Here is a 13,752-nt window from a genome sequence, read left to right as displayed (position 1 = left end):
TTCGGACCTTATTTAGTGATCCTTGACCGCCCGTGCCAGCACCGCGACCGAAACTGGTCCCGATCCGGCCTGCAACAGCGCCATGGCCGCCGTGGTGATGGTGGCCCCCGAGGCCATGACGTCATCGACCAACAGCACGGGCCGGCCCTGCAGGGCGTCCAGCCGGCGGGGGTTCACGGCCAGCGCGTCCTGCAGGTTGGCAAAGCGCTCGGCCGCGCCGCGATGATCCTGGGCGGGGGTGTGGCGGGTGCGGACCAGCAGGTCGGGCTGATGATCCAGCCCCAGGTCGCGCGCCAGCCGGGCCGCGACATGGGCCGACTGGTTGTATTTCCGCTTGATCAGGCGGCGCAGGTGCAGCGGGATGGGGCAGACGATCTGGTCTGCCATCACCAAGGGCCGCGCCGCCCGCGCCAGCCATCCGGCCATCGCGGGCGCCAGGTCCAGCCGGTCGCCATGCTTCAGCGCCAGGATCAGCTTGCGCGCCGTGCCGTCATAGACCATCGCCGCCCGTCCGCGCGACCAGGGCCGCACGCTGGTCAGGCAGTCGTCGCAGACCAGCACCTGGTCGTCGCCCGACCCGTCATCCGGCAGCGGCACCCCGCAGCAGTCGCACAGCGCGCCGGTGATGAACCGGGCATCCGTCCAGCAGGTGGCGCACAGATGGACCGCGCCCGCGCCGCCATCCGCGACGCCTGCGCCGCAGGACAGGCATTGCGGCGGATAAAGCACGTGCAGCGCGACTTTCATCGCCCCCGAAAGCACCCTATGTTCCAGTCCCATGAAGATCCCCCAAGATACGACGCGCCCCGCCCTGACCGACACGGCCGCCCTGCAGCGCCAGCGCGACCGCGCGCGCCGGACGGGGTTTGTCGACCTGTTTCACCAGATCGCCGCCGACGAGATCGACGATAGGCTGATCGAGGTTAACAGAACCTTTACGGAGCCCGCCGTCGTGACCGGCTTTCCCGAAATCTGGGGCCCGCGCTTTCCGCAGGCCCGCGTCGTGGCCGACGATCCGGTGATCGATCTGGAACCTGGCGCGCATGACCTTGTGATCCACGCCATGTCGCTGCACTGGGCCGAGGATCCGATCGGCCAGATCGCCCAATGCCGCCGCGCCCTGCGCGAGGACGGGCTGTTCATCGGCGTCTGTTTCGGCAACCAGACCTTGGCCGAATTGCGCGCCGCACTGGCCCAGGCCGAGGCCGAAATCACCGGCGGCCTGTCGCCCCGCGTCCTGCCGATGGGAGAGATCCGCGACATGGGCGGGTTGCTGCAACGGGCGGGGCTGGCACTGCCGGTGGCGGACCTGCTGTCGCAGCGCGTCAGCTATCGCGATCTGGCCCATCTGGGCCGCGACCTGCGTGGCATGGGCGAAGGCAACGCCATGGCCGCCCGCCTGCGCCGCCCCACGCGCCGCGATGTCATCGGCCGCGCCAGCGCCATCCTTGCCACCCATCACCCCGACCGCGACGATCCGTCCCGTGTCAACGTCGGCTTCGATCTGGTCTTTCTGACCGGATGGGCGCCATCGGACAGCCAGCCCAAGCCCTTGCGACCCGGCAGCGCCAAGACCGCGCTTGCCGACGCCTTGAACGCAATCAGGAAACCGAACCCATGACGCCAGCCCATGCGCCTGCCGACCACCCCAAGATCAAACCCGCCAAGACCGGCATCCTGATCGCCAATCTGGGGACGCCTGACGGCTATGGCTATTGGCCGATGCGGCGGTACCTGAACGAATTCCTGTCCGACAAGCGCGTGGTGGACCTGCCCAGCTGGAAATGGCAGCCGCTGCTGCAGGGGATCATCCTGACCTTCAGGCCGCGCAGCTCGGGCAAGAACTACAAGCTGATCTGGAACAACGAGGCCAACGAAAGCCCGCTGATGACGATCACCAAGGCGCAGACAAACGCGCTGCGCGAAGCTGCCCATCAGGAATGGGGCGATCAGGTGATGGTCGAATTCTGCATGCGCTATGGCAACCCCTCGACCCATGACGTGCTGCAGAAGATGGTGGATGCCGGATGCCGCCGCATCGTCTTCCTGCCGCTTTATCCACAATACGCGGGGCCGACCTCGGCCACGGCCAACGACCAGCTGTTCCGGGCGCTGATGGAACAGACCTGGCAGCCCGCGGTTCGCACCTGCGAGCCCTATGTGAACCGCCCCGACTACATCAAGGCGCTGGCCGACAGCGTGCGCCGCGCGCTGGATGGCAAGGTGCCGAAGAAGCTGGTGGCCAGCTATCATGGCATGCCCAAGCGCTATCTGATGCAGGGCGATCCCTATCACTGCCAGTGCCAGAAGACGTCCCGCCTGCTGCGCGAGGAACTGGGCTGGCCCGAGGGCATCATCGACACCACCTTCCAGTCGGTCTTCGGCCGCGAGGAATGGCTGAAGCCCTATACCGTCGAACATGTGGCCGAACTGGCGAAACAGGGACATACCGACATCGCCGTCATCTCTCCGGCCTTCTCATCCGACTGCATCGAGACGCTGGAGGAGATCAATGGCGAGATCCGCGAGGCCTTCGAGGAGGCCGGCGGCCACGAATTCCAGTACATCCCCTGCCTGAATGACGATCCGGCCCATATCCAGGTGATGCTGAACGTGATCCGCGACAATATCGGCGGCTGGGTCGAACCGGTCGCATAAGGGAAAGGGGGCCGCGCTGGCCCCCTTTTTCACATCACCAGAACCTGCGTCCCGATCTTGGCCAGCCCGAACAGCTGGGCGATGTGTTCGTTGTAAAGACCGATGCAGCCATTCGACGACTTGCGCCCTATCTTGCGCGTGTCATGGGTGCCGTGGATGCGGTAATACTGCCAGGACAGCCACAGGGCATGGGTGCCAAGCGGGTTGTCCGGTCCGGCGGGTACAAAATCGGGCCATTCGGGATTGCTGGCCTTCATCGACGGCGTGGGCGACCAGGTGGGACCATCGACCTTCTTGATGATCTCGGTCCGGCCCGTGCGGGTCAGTTCGGCGCTGACCGGGATCGAGGAGGGATAGACGTGATAGGTGTTGCCGTCCTCGGACCAGTAATGGACGGCGCGCGATGTCAGGTCGCACAGGATCGCGCCATTGGTCAGGTTCTGGAAATGCGGGCGCCAGTCCTGCATCCGGAAGCTGGAGATGTTGTGCTGGGGGCCGGTATTGCCGGTCGGCGCTTCCTGCGCCAATGCGGGCATTGCCAGACCTGCGACAGCGGTGCCCAGAAAGGCCCGCCGGTTGAAGTTGAAACGCGTGCTCATCTGTTCATGTCCTCGGGGTTCGGATCACCGCTCTTGAGAGGCGGGCTTCGATGGGGAATCATACCGCCCGCGCCACGATGCGGCAAATCAAACCGGAGTTTGACGGGGACATGACGCTGGGCAGACGGTCTCACGCAGAGTTGCGTTTGAACAGCGGCGCCCGCTTCGTTAGACCAAGACCACATCGCATTTGAGGGAGCCGGCACGTTGAGGAATATCAGGTCGATCGGGGTTCTTGCCGTTCTTGCGCTGACAGCATGCGCGCCGCGCTACCTGCAACAGCAGCCCATGCCCATGCCCCAGGACATGCCCGCGCAGGCCGTTGCGCCGGTGGACGACAACGCCGCCATCGCCGCGCGGGTGTTGCAGCAGATCAACACATTGCGGGGAAATCTGGGGCAGGCCGCGCTGGTCCCCAGCACCCAGCTGGATGCCGCGGCCCTGGCCCATTCGCGCGACATGTCGGCCCAGAATCGGGCCTGGCATTGGGGGTCGGACGGATCGTCCCCCTTGGACCGCGCGCGGCGTCAGGGTTTCAACGGCACCCTGATCGGCGAGAACATCTCGGAGAGCTATGAGGACGAGATGCAGACCTTGGCCGCCTGGATGAGTGCGCGCGACACCCGCGACGTCATCATGGACCCGTCGGCGACGCTGTTGGGCTTTTCCTGGTACAAGGAACCTTCGGGCAAGCTGTGGTGGACCCTGCTGACCGGGTCCCAGTGAACCGGCGCACCTCCGAACATGACACGGCCCCGATCCTGCGATCGGGGCCGTGTCATGTCAGGATTGCAGCGCGGCCTCAGGGATAGATGACGACCTGGGTGCCGGGGCGCAGGATGGCATAGATTTCCTCGATCTCCTCGTCCGAGACGGCGATGCAACCGGCCGTCCAGTCGCGCTGGCGGGGGAACAGGTTGTTGCCGTCGGGGCCGCGGCCGTGGATGAAGATGTCGCCGCCGGGCTTGCGGCCATGGGCTTCGGCAAAGGCGCGGTCCTGGGCGTTGGGATAGGACACCCCGACCGACAGGTGATAGGCGCTGCGCGGGTTGAAGCGGTCGACGAAATAGACGCCCTCGGGGGTCTTGCCGTCGCCTTCGAACTGCTTGTGACCGACGGGCACGTTGCCCAGGCTGATGTCATAGGACTTGACCACGGTGCTGCCGCTGAACAGATGCATCCGGCGCTGCCCCTTGTTGATCTGGACCTGCGTCACCGGAGGGCCGAAATAGCGGATGAATTTCGGCTTTTCCTCCTGCGGGCGGCCACAGGCGGCCAGAACGGCCAACATCGAAATCGTGAACGCCCGACGGGTCGTTTTGCTCATCACTGCCTCTGACGGTTTTTTGTTTTATAGGACCGGAATATCACATCTATCGCGATGCTGACTAGCAAAGCCTTAATGCAGCGACCATTTCGACATGCGGCGAAAAGCGGAACTGGTCCACCACCCACAGCCTGTCGATCCGGTATCCCGCCTGGACCAGAATACGCAAATCCTTGGCAAAATTCACGGGGTCGCAGGCAACCTGGGCCACCACCGGGACGCGCGCGGCGGCGATCTGACGCATCTGCGGTTCGGCCCCGCTGCGTGGCGGATCTATCACGATTGCGTCAAATTCGGCCAGCTCATCGGGCAGCAGCGGGCGCCGGGCGATGTCGCGCACCTGCGTCGTGACGCGGTTCAGCCCGGCGGTCTGGCGCCAGGCCGAATCAAGGGCCTGCAAGGGCGCGGCCAGACCTTCGACCGCATGCACGCGGGCGGTTTCCGCCAAGGGCAGGGTGAAGGTGCCGCAGCCGGCGAACAGGTCCAGAACGCGGGCGGCATCGCCCACGGTGTCGCGCACGGCGGACAACAGCGCCGCCTCGCCTTCGGCAGTGGCCTGCAGAAAGGCGCCGGGCGGCGGGACGACTTGCGCGCGGCCCATCGGCAGTTGCGCGTGTCGGCGGGTGATCGTCTGGCCGTCCCAGTCCAGCCGCGCCAGATCGCCGTCGCGCGCCAGGGCGGCCATGGTCTGCAACAGGTCGGGGTCCATCGGCTTGCCACCCCGCACGGCCACATCGAGCCCGGCAGGCCCATGGATGACGGTGAAGGTCAGTTCGCCCTGCCGCGAGGCCCCTGCAACGGTGATCCGGCGCAGCAGCGGCAGGGCGGCGGTGATCTGCGGGCGCATGACGTGGCATTCGGCCAGATCGACGATCACCGCCGATGCGCGGGCATGAAAGCCCACCAGCGCGCCCTTCTTGGTGCGCTTGCCCGACAGCACCGCCCGCCGCCGCGATTTCAGGGGCGAGACATGCATCTGGGGCTCGGGCGCCTGGATGCCCTGCGCGGCCAGCGCCGTTTCCACCACCTGCCGTTTCCAAGCGGTCGTGAAACCGTCGCTGGCATGCATCAGCGAACAGCCTCCGCAGGCGCGGAAATGCGCGCAGATCGGGCGCACCCGCTGATCCGAGGGCGTGACGATCCGCGGCGCGGCGATGCGGCCATCCTGGGGGGTGCCGTCGATCTCCTCTCTCGGCAGGGTCAGGGCGGCCAGCGCGCGTTCATCGCCACGGATGGCCACGCCGTCGCCCTTGCGGCCAAGCCGTTCAATCGTCCAGGTGGTCATTCGGCAGCCTCGTCTGTCCCCAGGAAGCCGCCCGACTGGCGCATCCAGTATCTTGCATAGGTGCCGTTCCGGGCCAGCAGCGCGTCATGCGTGCCCTGTTCGACGATGCGTCCATCCTCGATCACAAGAATGCGGTCAAGTTCCACGATGGTCGATAGGCGGTGGGCGATGGCCAGCACCGTCTTGCCCTGCATGGCGCGGCCAAGAGCGTCCTGGACCTGGGCCTCGATCTCGCTATCCAAGGCGCTGGTCGCCTCGTCCAGGACCAGGATGGGGGCATCCTTCAGGAAGGCGCGCGCCAAGGCGATCCGCTGACGCTGGCCGCCCGACAGCTTGACGCCGCGTTCGCCCAGATGCGCGTCGTAACCTGTGCGTCCGGCATGGTCGTGCAGGGTCAGGATGAAATCATGCGCCTCGGCCGCCTTCGCCGCCGTGACGATCTGGTCCTGCGTGGCGTCGGGCCGACCATAGAGAATGTTGTCGCGCGCCGACCGGTTGAACATCGCCGTTTCCTGCGTGACCATCGCGATCTGGCGGCGCAGGCTTTCCTGGGTGACATGGCGCAGGTCGTGCCCGTCCAGCAGCACCGCCCCACGTTCGACGTCGTAGAGCCGCAGCAGCAGCGCCACCAGGGTCGACTTGCCCGCCCCTGACGCACCGACGATGCCGACCTTTTCGCCGGCGGCGATGGTCAGGTCCAGATCCTCGATTCCGCCCTCGTCCCGGCCATAGGCAAAGCTGACATGGTCGAACCGGATCTGGCCCTGCACCCGGTCCAGCGTGATGGCGTCGGGGGCATCGGTCAGCCCGTGGGGGGGCGACAGGGTGCGCATCCCGTCCTCGACCTCTCCGATATTGCCCCACATGCCCATCAGCGACATGCTGACCCATCCGGTCATCTGCGACAGGCGCATGGCGATGGCACCCGATGCCGCGACATCGCCCACCGTGGCCGCGCCCTGGCGCCACAGAATGATGGTGCCGCCCACCAAAATCACCGGCAGGATCCCCGCCACGATCATCAGCGACAGGCGGAACCAAGTGCTGACGACGCCGAAATCCAGCGCGCGTTCACGGAAACCGGCCATGGCGCCCAGGGCCACCTGATCTTCATGGCGGTCATGGGCGAACAGCTTGACGGTCTTGATGTTGGTGATGGTATCGACGACCTGCCCCGTCACATTGGCCCGCGCCGAGGCCCGCGCCCCAGATTTCGCCCGGATGCGCGGCAGGAAGAAGCGGATCAGCGCGAAATAGGCCGCCAGCCAGACCAGCAGCGCCACCGCCCCCCAGCCATCCACTGCCAGCAGGAATGCCGCCGACCCGATGACCGAGGCCAGCGCAAAGGCCACCACGTTCACCACTTCGCTGGCGACATCTGTGACGGCGCGCGCGGTCTGCATCTGTTTCTGCGCCAGCCGGCCCGCAAAATCATTGTCAAAGAAGTCGATCGCGTGGCCCATGGTCCAGCGATGCAGGCGCGACAGCACCAGGGGCAGGACGTTCGGCCCGATGATGACGTTGGAGCTGGCCGTGGACAGGCCGAAGATCGCCGGTCGCAGGATCAGGAAAAAGCCTGCGAAGATCGCGACCAGCCCCCAGTTCTGGGCCCAGAAGGTGCCGGGGCTGCTGCCCGTGACCGCATCGACGACCATGCCCAAAAGCATGGCCGAGACCACATCCGCCGCGCCCCCCATCGCCGATGTCAGCGCCGCGAAACCAAGCCCCTTCCAAGCGCCCGACAGGCACCAACGGAAGAAGGCCATCAGACTGCGCGGGGGCGCGCCATCGGCGGGGCGGAAGGCATCGACCATGCGGCCGAAACGGGCGTGCAGGCTCATACGGGCTCTTTTCCGGCCAGGTTGGCCATGTCGATCAGGGCAGGGGCGGGCAGCGCAAAACCCGAGGCGATCCAGGCAGCTTCGGCGGTCTTCAGGGCCTGGCCCAGGGCGGGGCCTTGCAGGTCGGGCAGGTCGGCGGCCTTGATGGGAAAGCGGGCTTGGGCCGCTTGAACGACCCGATCGCGCCAGTCGGGGGGCAGGTCCTGTCCGCGCGCGGCCATCAGCAATGCATGGTCCAGCCCGATCACGGCGCCAAACCGATAGGCGGCCTGGTCCAGCGACCAATCCTGATCCAGCGCCGTCCGCAGGGCCGATTGGGTCCTTGCTTCGGATTTGGACAGGCGCAGCGCGGCGGCGGGATCGCGATGCAAGGCCGCCAGACGGCGCGGCCAGGCCGGGGGCGCGTTGCCTTCCTGCGCCAGAAGCGCGTCCAGTGCGACCGGATCGGCGCCGGGCAGCAGCAGGTCCAGAACGCCCGTCCGCGCCATCAGCGCGACCGAGGGCGCCGGATCATCCGCCGCCAGCAGCTTGCGCATCTCGGCGCCGATGCGTTCGCGGGCGATGCCGGACAGGCCGTCCTTTTGCGCGGCGCAGGCGGCGACGGCATCCGGATCGGCCTTTTGGCCATAGCGTGCAAAGAAGCGAAAGAAGCGCAGGATGCGCAGGTAATCCTCGCGGATGCGCTGTGCCGGATCGCCGACGAAGCGCAGGCGGCGGGCCTGCAGGTCGGGCAGGCCGCCCACCGGGTCCAGCACTTGGCCCGTCCGGTCGGCATAAAGCGCGTTCATGGTGAAATCGCGGCGCGCGGCATCCTGGGCGATGTCATCGGTGAAGGACACGACGGCATGGCGGCCGTCCGTCTCGACGTCGCGGCGAAAGGTCGTCACCTCGAAGCCGCGCCCTTCATGGACCAGCGTGACGGTGCCGTGGTCGATGCCCGTCGGAACGGCCCGCAGGTTCGCGGCACCGGCCAGCGCGATGACGCGTTCGGGCACGGCATCGGTCGCGATGTCGATATCGTCGACCGGCTGACCCAATAGCGCGTTGCGCACGACGCCGCCCACCAGATAGGCGTGATCGCCCTGCGCATGCAGCGTGTCCAGCACATGGACCAGCGCGGCATCCTCCATGATCTGCGCCGGCATCCGCATCACGGCCTCATGCCCTGCGCCAGGTTCAGGAGGATGCGGGCGGTAGCACCCCACAGGTAATAAGGGCCGAACGGCGCGGCATGAAAGCTGCGCCAACCGCCGCGCCAGCGTCGCTTCTCGATGCGATAGCTGGCGGGGTTCGCGATGTGGCGAAAGGGCAGGGTGAAGACCTCCTGCACCTCGCCCTCTTCGGCGACGGGGGTGAAGGGGCCGTCGATGATGGCGATGACGGGGGTGATCCGAAAGCCGGTGACGGTGCGGTGGGGCGGCAGGCAGCCCAGCACGCGGGCCTGCATTGGGGCAAGGCCGACCTCTTCATGCGCCTCGCGAAGGGCGGCCGCCACGACGTCCGCGTCGCCCGGATCGACCTTTCCACCGGGCAGCGCGATCTGGCCCGGATGGTGGCGCAGGCCGGACGCGCGCTTGGTCAGGACCAGTCGCCCGTCATCGGCGTGAAAGGCCGCCAGCACGCCTGCGGGGCGCAACGGCGTATCGGGCAGGGCAACTCTGGGATTCAGGTCGAAATCCGAACTTGCCCCCGCCGCATTCTGCAGCGCCAGGGACAAGCGTGTTTCCGACCAGGCCCCGCTCACTCGGCAGCCTTGTCCCTGGGCGGCAGGGGATTGCCCTCGGCGTCGATCTCGGCCTCGAAACCAAGGCTGCGCGGGTCAAAGACGTAATGCGCGCCGCAGAACTGGCAATCGGCGGTGACGGTCCCTTCCTCGGTCGTCATGTGGGTGATGTCCTTGGCGGAATAGATCGCCAAGGTATCGCGCACACGGTCGGCGGTGCAGGAACAGCCGAACTTGACGGGGTGGGGTTCATGCACGCGGGGCGTTTCCTCGTGGAACAAGCGCAGCAGCAGGTCGGTCGGGCCGACGGTTGGGCCGATCAGTTCCAGCGTCTCGACCGTGTCCAGTAGGATGTTGGCGCGGTTCCAGTTTTCCGATTCGGCACCCTGGAGGATGTCGGCCGCCTCGATCAGGCCGCCTTCGCCGCTGCCGCCATCGGCCACGTTCATCTGCTGTGCAGGCAGGGTCTGCAACATCACGCCGCCTGCCCGCCAGCCCGCCGTCTGACCGCTGGACCGCGACAGCCCCGATGCCAGCTGGAACCGCGTCGGCAGCTGTTCGGACTGGGCGAAATAGGTCTGCGCGCAGGCCGACAGCGATCCGCCCGCCAGGGGCGTGATGCCCTGGTAGGGGGTGCTGCCCGAACCCTGGTCGATCAGGATGGCGAAATACCCCTCGCCGATCTGGTCGAAGGCGGGGCGATTGTCCAGGCGGTCGGCGTCGAAGCTGGCCCAGGCCCGGATGCGGGCCGGCTGGCCGTCGGCTTCGGGGGCAAAGTAATCGGCGGCGATGGTGCGGACGGCGCCGTTGCCGCGGACCTGCAGGCTCAGCTTCCAGCGCAGCTTGACGGTCGGGCCGATCAGCGCGGCCAGCAGGGCGACCTCGGCCACCAGGGCGCTGACCACGGGCGGATAGTCGTGGCGCGTCAGGATGTGGTCCAGCACCCCGTCAAGACGCGCGACGCGCCCCCGGATGTCCGAGCGGTCCAACTGGAATGGCAAAATCGTGTCGTCCCAGGCTATCTGGTTGATGTCGTTCATCATTGATCCTTGAAGTGGCAGCGGCACCGCCCATGGCGGGCCCGGTTGCGCCCAATATAGGGGTTTTTGCGCCGATCCCAAGGGGGCGGGTTTCGCCCGCATCCGGGGCACGATATCAGCAGGACGCAACAGACAGGTGATCGATGATTCCGCGTTTCGGCAAGCCGCCCATCCCCGGCACACGCTATCGCCGCCGCCAGGGCGCCTATGGCGTTCTGGTGCGCGACGGGCTGATGCTGCTGACCTTCCAGCGGGCGCCGGTGCCGGAATACCAGCTGCCGGGCGGGGGCGTGGACGAGGGCGAATCGGCCATCGCGGCCCTGCACCGCGAGGTCTTCGAGGAAACCGGCTGGGGTATCGCGACGCCCCGCCACCTGTGCGATTACCGCCGCTTCTGCTGGATGCCGGATTATAACTTTCACGCGGAAAAGCTGTGCATGATCTGGCAGGCACGCCCGACCCTGCAGCGGGGCGACCCCACCGAACCGGGGCACAGCGCGCATTGGGTGACGCCCGCCCGCGCGCTGGACCTGCTGGCCGATCCCGGATCGCGCTATGCGGTGCGCAGATGGCTGGACCTGGGCGGGCGGGCCTAGCGCGACTTGCGGGGCAGGCGGACCAGCTGAGCATCCTCGCGGATTTCCAGAAGGACGGCAGAGATGTCGTCCTGGCGTTCCCCGCGGCAATATTCCGACACCGACCAGGCCATGGATTCCAGGAAGGGATGCCCCTTGAGGAAGGCATTGGTGCGCAGGATCGCCTCCAGCCCCTCGTTTCCCAGCTGCTGACCATTGGGTGTCGTGGCCTCGGTCAGCCCGTCCGAGGCAATCAGCAGCCGGTCACCGGGGGCCAGCTGGACCCGGATCTCGTCGAAGACGGGGTTGTCGAAGACACCGATCGGCATGCCCCCCTGGCCCAGATGGGTGATGCTTCCATCGGCGCGTTGCAGCACCGGGTGAGGGTGGCCCGCCTGTACCATGGTCAGGTCGCCGGTGCTGTGGTTCAGTTCGGCGAAGATCATGGTGAAATAGCTGTCGGTGTTCATCTCCTCCAGCATCATGTTGTTGAAGAAGCGCGCCAGGGCGGTCGGGCCGACAGCGTCGCCCCCGGTCTGCGCGCCGCGCAGCGCGACATTCTGATCGGCCGATCCCGACAGGTGAACCGACAGCTGCGCGGTCAACAGGGCCGCCGTGACCCCGTGCCCCGACACGTCCAGCGCATAGATGCCGATGCTGTCGTCATTGATGGGGAAAAAGCCCACCAAATCGCCGCCGATATGACCGGCAGGGCGCAGCAGCAGGCTGATCTCGGCCCTTCCGAAGCTGCCCGACCGTTCGCGCACCAATCCTTGCTGCAACTTGCGTGCCTCGCGCAGGTCGCGTTCGATCGCGGCTTGGGTCGCATTCAACTGATCCAAGGCCTGCTGAAGCTGGGTGTTGCTGGCGCGCAGCTCGTTTTCGACGCGCAGGATGCGTTCGGCGGCCGCGATCCGGGCCAGCAATTCCTGCGCCACGACCGGCATCGAGAGAAAGTCGTCCACCCCCGCCTGCAGGCCGGTATCCAGCGCCTGCAGGTCGCCCGTTGTGGTCAGCAGCACGAAATAACCGTAAGAGGATCGTTCCAACTTGCGGAATGCCTGGCAGAATTCCAGCCCCGACATGCCGGGCAGTTCCCAATCCGACAGGATCAGGTCTGGCGTCAGGTCCGCGCAAAGCCGCAGCGCGTTTTCGCCTGTATCGGTCTGAATGACGCTATATCCGCGCCCCTCCAGCACCGTAGCCACGCGCAGGCGATGGTCGAGGTCGTGATCCACCAGCAGCGCCAGCCGATGGATGGTGGGCTGGGCGGCATCAAGGGTGGAAAGGGGAAGATTCGCGGCTTTCATGCGCCATATCTAGCGCTGCTGTCGTAAACAGCAGGTAAATTGCCATTGCTTTCCACGCTAAAGATTTGTTGGTCGGGGCTGGAAAGTTTTTCCCGCGATGCCCGTTCAGGCATCGCGGGAACAGTCGGTTCAGACCAAGAATTCCGACAGGATCTGGTCGTTGGTGATGTCGCGATAGGCAAAGCCGCCCTGTTCCAGGCGCTGCATCAGCGATGACAGGTTGGCAGGCTGGGTGGTCTCGATCCCGATCAACACCGAACCGAAGTTGCGGGCCGATTTCTTGAGATATTCGAACCGCGCGATATCGTCGTCGGGGCCCAGCATTTCCAGAAAGTCGCGCAGGGCGCCGGGGCGCTGTGGCATCCGCAGAATGAAGTATTTCTTGACGCCCTGATAGCGCTGGGCACGTTCCTTGACCTCGGGCAGGCGTTCGAAGTCGAAATTGCCGCCCGAACAGACACAGACGACGGTCTTGCCGGTCAGATCGCCCAGATCGTCCAGAACATCCAAGGCCAGCGCGCCCGCAGGTTCCAGAACCACGCCCTCGGTGTTCAGCATCTCCAGCATGGTGCGGCAGATGCGGTCTTCGGGGGCCAGATAGACGTCGTTGGGGGAAAAGCGCGACAGGGCTTCGAAGGGCAGGGCGCCGATGCGGGCCACGGCCGCGCCGTCGACGAAGCTGTCCACGGCAGGCAGGGCTACCGGCGCGCCCTGACGCAGCGCGGCCTGAAGGCTGGCCCCGCCAAGCGGTTCGGCAAAGGCAAATTGCGTCGTGGGGGCCTCGGTCTGGAAATAGCTGGTGACACCCGCCGACAGGCCGCCACCACCCACCGGCAGGACCACCAGATCGGGTGCGCGGCCCAGTTGCGCCAGCATTTCAAGGCCGACCGTCGCCTGGCCTTCGATCACGTCCGGGGCGTCGAAGGGCGACAGGAACTGCGCGCCCTCAGCGGCGCAGAAGGCCTGGGCTGCGGCCAGCGTCTGGTCGAAATAATCGCCCGTCAGCACGATGCGGATCGCCTCGCCGCCGAAGATCTTGGTCTTGTCGATCTTTTGCTGGGGGGTGGTCACGGGCATGAAGATCGTGCCGCGCACGCCGAAATGACGGCAGGCAAAGGCCACGCCCTGCGCGTGATTACCCGCGCTGGCGCAGACGAAATGACCGGGGCCGTCGCCGATCAGCTTTCGCATGGCATTGAAGGCGCCGCGCAGCTTGTAGCTGCGCACCGGGGTCAGATCCTCGCGCTTCAGCCAGATGTCGGCGCCGTATTTGGCGGACAGGTGGTCGTTGCGCTGCAACGGGGTAGGCTCGAACAGGTCGCGAAGCGCGGCCTCGGCCAGACGGACGGAGGCGACAAAGTTTTCCATGGCATCGCCAATGCCGCGAATGCGCC

The 13,752-nt window shown here is 66.4% G+C and carries 14 protein-coding genes; 4 read left to right on the top strand and 10 right to left on the bottom strand.

Translation table 11 applies throughout. The features are described from left to right. Positions 1–12 precede the first annotated feature (12 nt). The gene (locus tag DKT70_RS06255) at positions 13–747 is read right to left on the bottom strand and encodes a ComF family protein (RefSeq protein WP_111558328.1); all 735 of its coding nucleotides are present in this window, start codon (positions 745–747) and stop codon (positions 13–15) included. Positions 748–778: 31 nt separating this feature from the next. Here DKT70_RS06255 and DKT70_RS06250 point away from each other — a divergent pair, with 31 nt between their 5' ends. Both DKT70_RS06250 and hemH read left to right on the top strand, forming a co-directional pair. Continuing rightward, on the top strand, positions 779–1,621 hold the full coding sequence (locus tag DKT70_RS06250) for a methyltransferase domain-containing protein (protein WP_111558327.1): 843 nt from the start codon (positions 779–781) through the stop codon (positions 1,619–1,621). Continuing rightward, positions 1,618–2,658, top strand: coding sequence for a ferrochelatase (gene hemH / locus DKT70_RS06245; protein WP_111558326.1), 1,041 nt, complete (start codon positions 1,618–1,620; stop codon positions 2,656–2,658). Before DKT70_RS06250 ends, hemH begins: the two co-directional genes overlap by 4 nt. 29 nt (positions 2,659–2,687) lie before the next feature. On the opposite strand, the gene DKT70_RS06240 is transcribed toward hemH, so the two are convergent. Next, positions 2,688–3,257, bottom strand: coding sequence for a L,D-transpeptidase (locus DKT70_RS06240; RefSeq protein ID WP_111558325.1), 570 nt, complete (start codon positions 3,255–3,257; stop codon positions 2,688–2,690). A 207-nt stretch (positions 3,258–3,464) separates the two neighbouring features. Between DKT70_RS06240 and dalA the strand changes: the two genes are divergently transcribed. Next, entirely contained in the window at positions 3,465–3,983 is a 519-nt protein-coding gene (gene dalA / locus DKT70_RS06235) for a divisome-associated lipoprotein DalA (protein ID WP_456095297.1), read from the top strand. A gap of 76 nt (positions 3,984–4,059) precedes the next feature. Here dalA and DKT70_RS06230 read toward each other — a convergent pair whose 3' ends face one another. The 6 genes from DKT70_RS06230 to hslO all read right to left on the bottom strand — a co-directional run bounded on the left by DKT70_RS06230 (position 4,060) and on the right by hslO (position 10,473). Next, the gene (locus DKT70_RS06230; RefSeq protein ID WP_407672193.1) at positions 4,060–4,584 is read right to left on the bottom strand and encodes a L,D-transpeptidase family protein; all 525 of its coding nucleotides are present in this window, start codon (positions 4,582–4,584) and stop codon (positions 4,060–4,062) included. Between the two features lie 61 nt (positions 4,585–4,645). Beyond that, the gene (locus DKT70_RS06225; protein ID WP_111558323.1) at positions 4,646–5,869 is read right to left on the bottom strand and encodes a class I SAM-dependent RNA methyltransferase; all 1,224 of its coding nucleotides are present in this window, start codon (positions 5,867–5,869) and stop codon (positions 4,646–4,648) included. Next, positions 5,866–7,710, bottom strand: a complete 1,845-nt coding sequence (locus DKT70_RS06220; protein ID WP_111558322.1) for an ABC transporter ATP-binding protein — start codon at positions 7,708–7,710, stop codon at positions 5,866–5,868. Before DKT70_RS06220 ends, DKT70_RS06225 begins: the two co-directional genes overlap by 4 nt. Continuing rightward, on the bottom strand, positions 7,707–8,855 hold the full coding sequence (locus DKT70_RS06215; RefSeq protein ID WP_233490443.1) for a CCA tRNA nucleotidyltransferase: 1,149 nt from the start codon (positions 8,853–8,855) through the stop codon (positions 7,707–7,709). Before DKT70_RS06215 ends, DKT70_RS06220 begins: the two co-directional genes overlap by 4 nt. A gap of 5 nt (positions 8,856–8,860) precedes the next feature. Continuing rightward, positions 8,861–9,454: an NUDIX hydrolase gene (locus tag DKT70_RS06210; protein ID WP_111558320.1), complete on the bottom strand. Its 594-nt coding sequence runs from the start codon at positions 9,452–9,454 to the stop codon at positions 8,861–8,863. Next, the gene (gene hslO / locus DKT70_RS06205; RefSeq protein ID WP_111558319.1) at positions 9,451–10,473 is read right to left on the bottom strand and encodes an Hsp33 family molecular chaperone HslO; all 1,023 of its coding nucleotides are present in this window, start codon (positions 10,471–10,473) and stop codon (positions 9,451–9,453) included. The genes DKT70_RS06210 and hslO overlap by 4 nt, the downstream gene beginning before the upstream one ends. 143 nt (positions 10,474–10,616) lie before the next feature. Here hslO and DKT70_RS06200 point away from each other — a divergent pair, with 143 nt between their 5' ends. Then, positions 10,617–11,069, top strand: coding sequence for an NUDIX domain-containing protein (locus DKT70_RS06200; protein WP_111558318.1), 453 nt, complete (start codon positions 10,617–10,619; stop codon positions 11,067–11,069). Here the strand turns inward: DKT70_RS06200 and DKT70_RS06195 are convergent. Both DKT70_RS06195 and ilvA read right to left on the bottom strand, forming a co-directional pair. Then, positions 11,066–12,358 (bottom strand): PP2C family protein-serine/threonine phosphatase, encoded by a 1,293-nt coding sequence (locus DKT70_RS06195; protein WP_111558317.1) that lies wholly within the window; start codon positions 12,356–12,358, stop codon positions 11,066–11,068. The two genes, DKT70_RS06200 and DKT70_RS06195, sit on opposite strands and share 4 nt — an antisense overlap. Before the next feature lie 129 nt (positions 12,359–12,487). After that, the gene (gene ilvA, locus DKT70_RS06190; protein ID WP_111558381.1) at positions 12,488–13,726 is read right to left on the bottom strand and encodes a threonine ammonia-lyase IlvA; all 1,239 of its coding nucleotides are present in this window, start codon (positions 13,724–13,726) and stop codon (positions 12,488–12,490) included. Between the last annotated feature and the right edge of the window lie 26 nt (positions 13,727–13,752).

This window comes from Paracoccus sediminilitoris, assembly GCF_003259195.1.
GTDB classification, from domain to species: domain Bacteria; phylum Pseudomonadota; class Alphaproteobacteria; order Rhodobacterales; family Rhodobacteraceae; genus Paracoccus; species Paracoccus sediminilitoris.
This window is presented reverse-complemented; position numbering and strand designations above follow the sequence as displayed.

Coding starts and splice junctions, on each gene's coding strand:
- DKT70_RS06255 (WP_111558328.1), bottom strand. CDS start 747: ATGAAAGTCGCGCTGCACGTGCTTTATCCGCCGCAATGCCTGTCCTGC.
- DKT70_RS06250 (WP_111558327.1), top strand. CDS start 779: ATGAAGATCCCCCAAGATACGACGCGCCCCGCCCTGACCGACACGGCC.
- hemH (WP_111558326.1), top strand. CDS start 1,618: ATGACGCCAGCCCATGCGCCTGCCGACCACCCCAAGATCAAACCCGCC.
- DKT70_RS06240 (WP_111558325.1), bottom strand. CDS start 3,257: ATGAGCACGCGTTTCAACTTCAACCGGCGGGCCTTTCTGGGCACCGCT.
- DKT70_RS06230 (WP_407672193.1), bottom strand. CDS start 4,584: ATGAGCAAAACGACCCGTCGGGCGTTCACGATTTCGATGTTGGCCGTT.
- DKT70_RS06225 (WP_111558323.1), bottom strand. CDS start 5,869: ATGACCACCTGGACGATTGAACGGCTTGGCCGCAAGGGCGACGGCGTG.
- DKT70_RS06220 (WP_111558322.1), bottom strand. CDS start 7,710: ATGAGCCTGCACGCCCGTTTCGGCCGCATGGTCGATGCCTTCCGCCCC.
- DKT70_RS06215 (WP_233490443.1), bottom strand. CDS start 8,855: ATGCCGGCGCAGATCATGGAGGATGCCGCGCTGGTCCATGTGCTGGAC.
- hslO (WP_111558319.1), bottom strand. CDS start 10,473: ATGAACGACATCAACCAGATAGCCTGGGACGACACGATTTTGCCATTC.
- DKT70_RS06200 (WP_111558318.1), top strand. CDS start 10,617: ATGATTCCGCGTTTCGGCAAGCCGCCCATCCCCGGCACACGCTATCGC.
- DKT70_RS06195 (WP_111558317.1), bottom strand. CDS start 12,358: ATGAAAGCCGCGAATCTTCCCCTTTCCACCCTTGATGCCGCCCAGCCC.
- ilvA (WP_111558381.1), bottom strand. CDS start 13,726: ATGGAAAACTTTGTCGCCTCCGTCCGTCTGGCCGAGGCCGCGCTTCGC.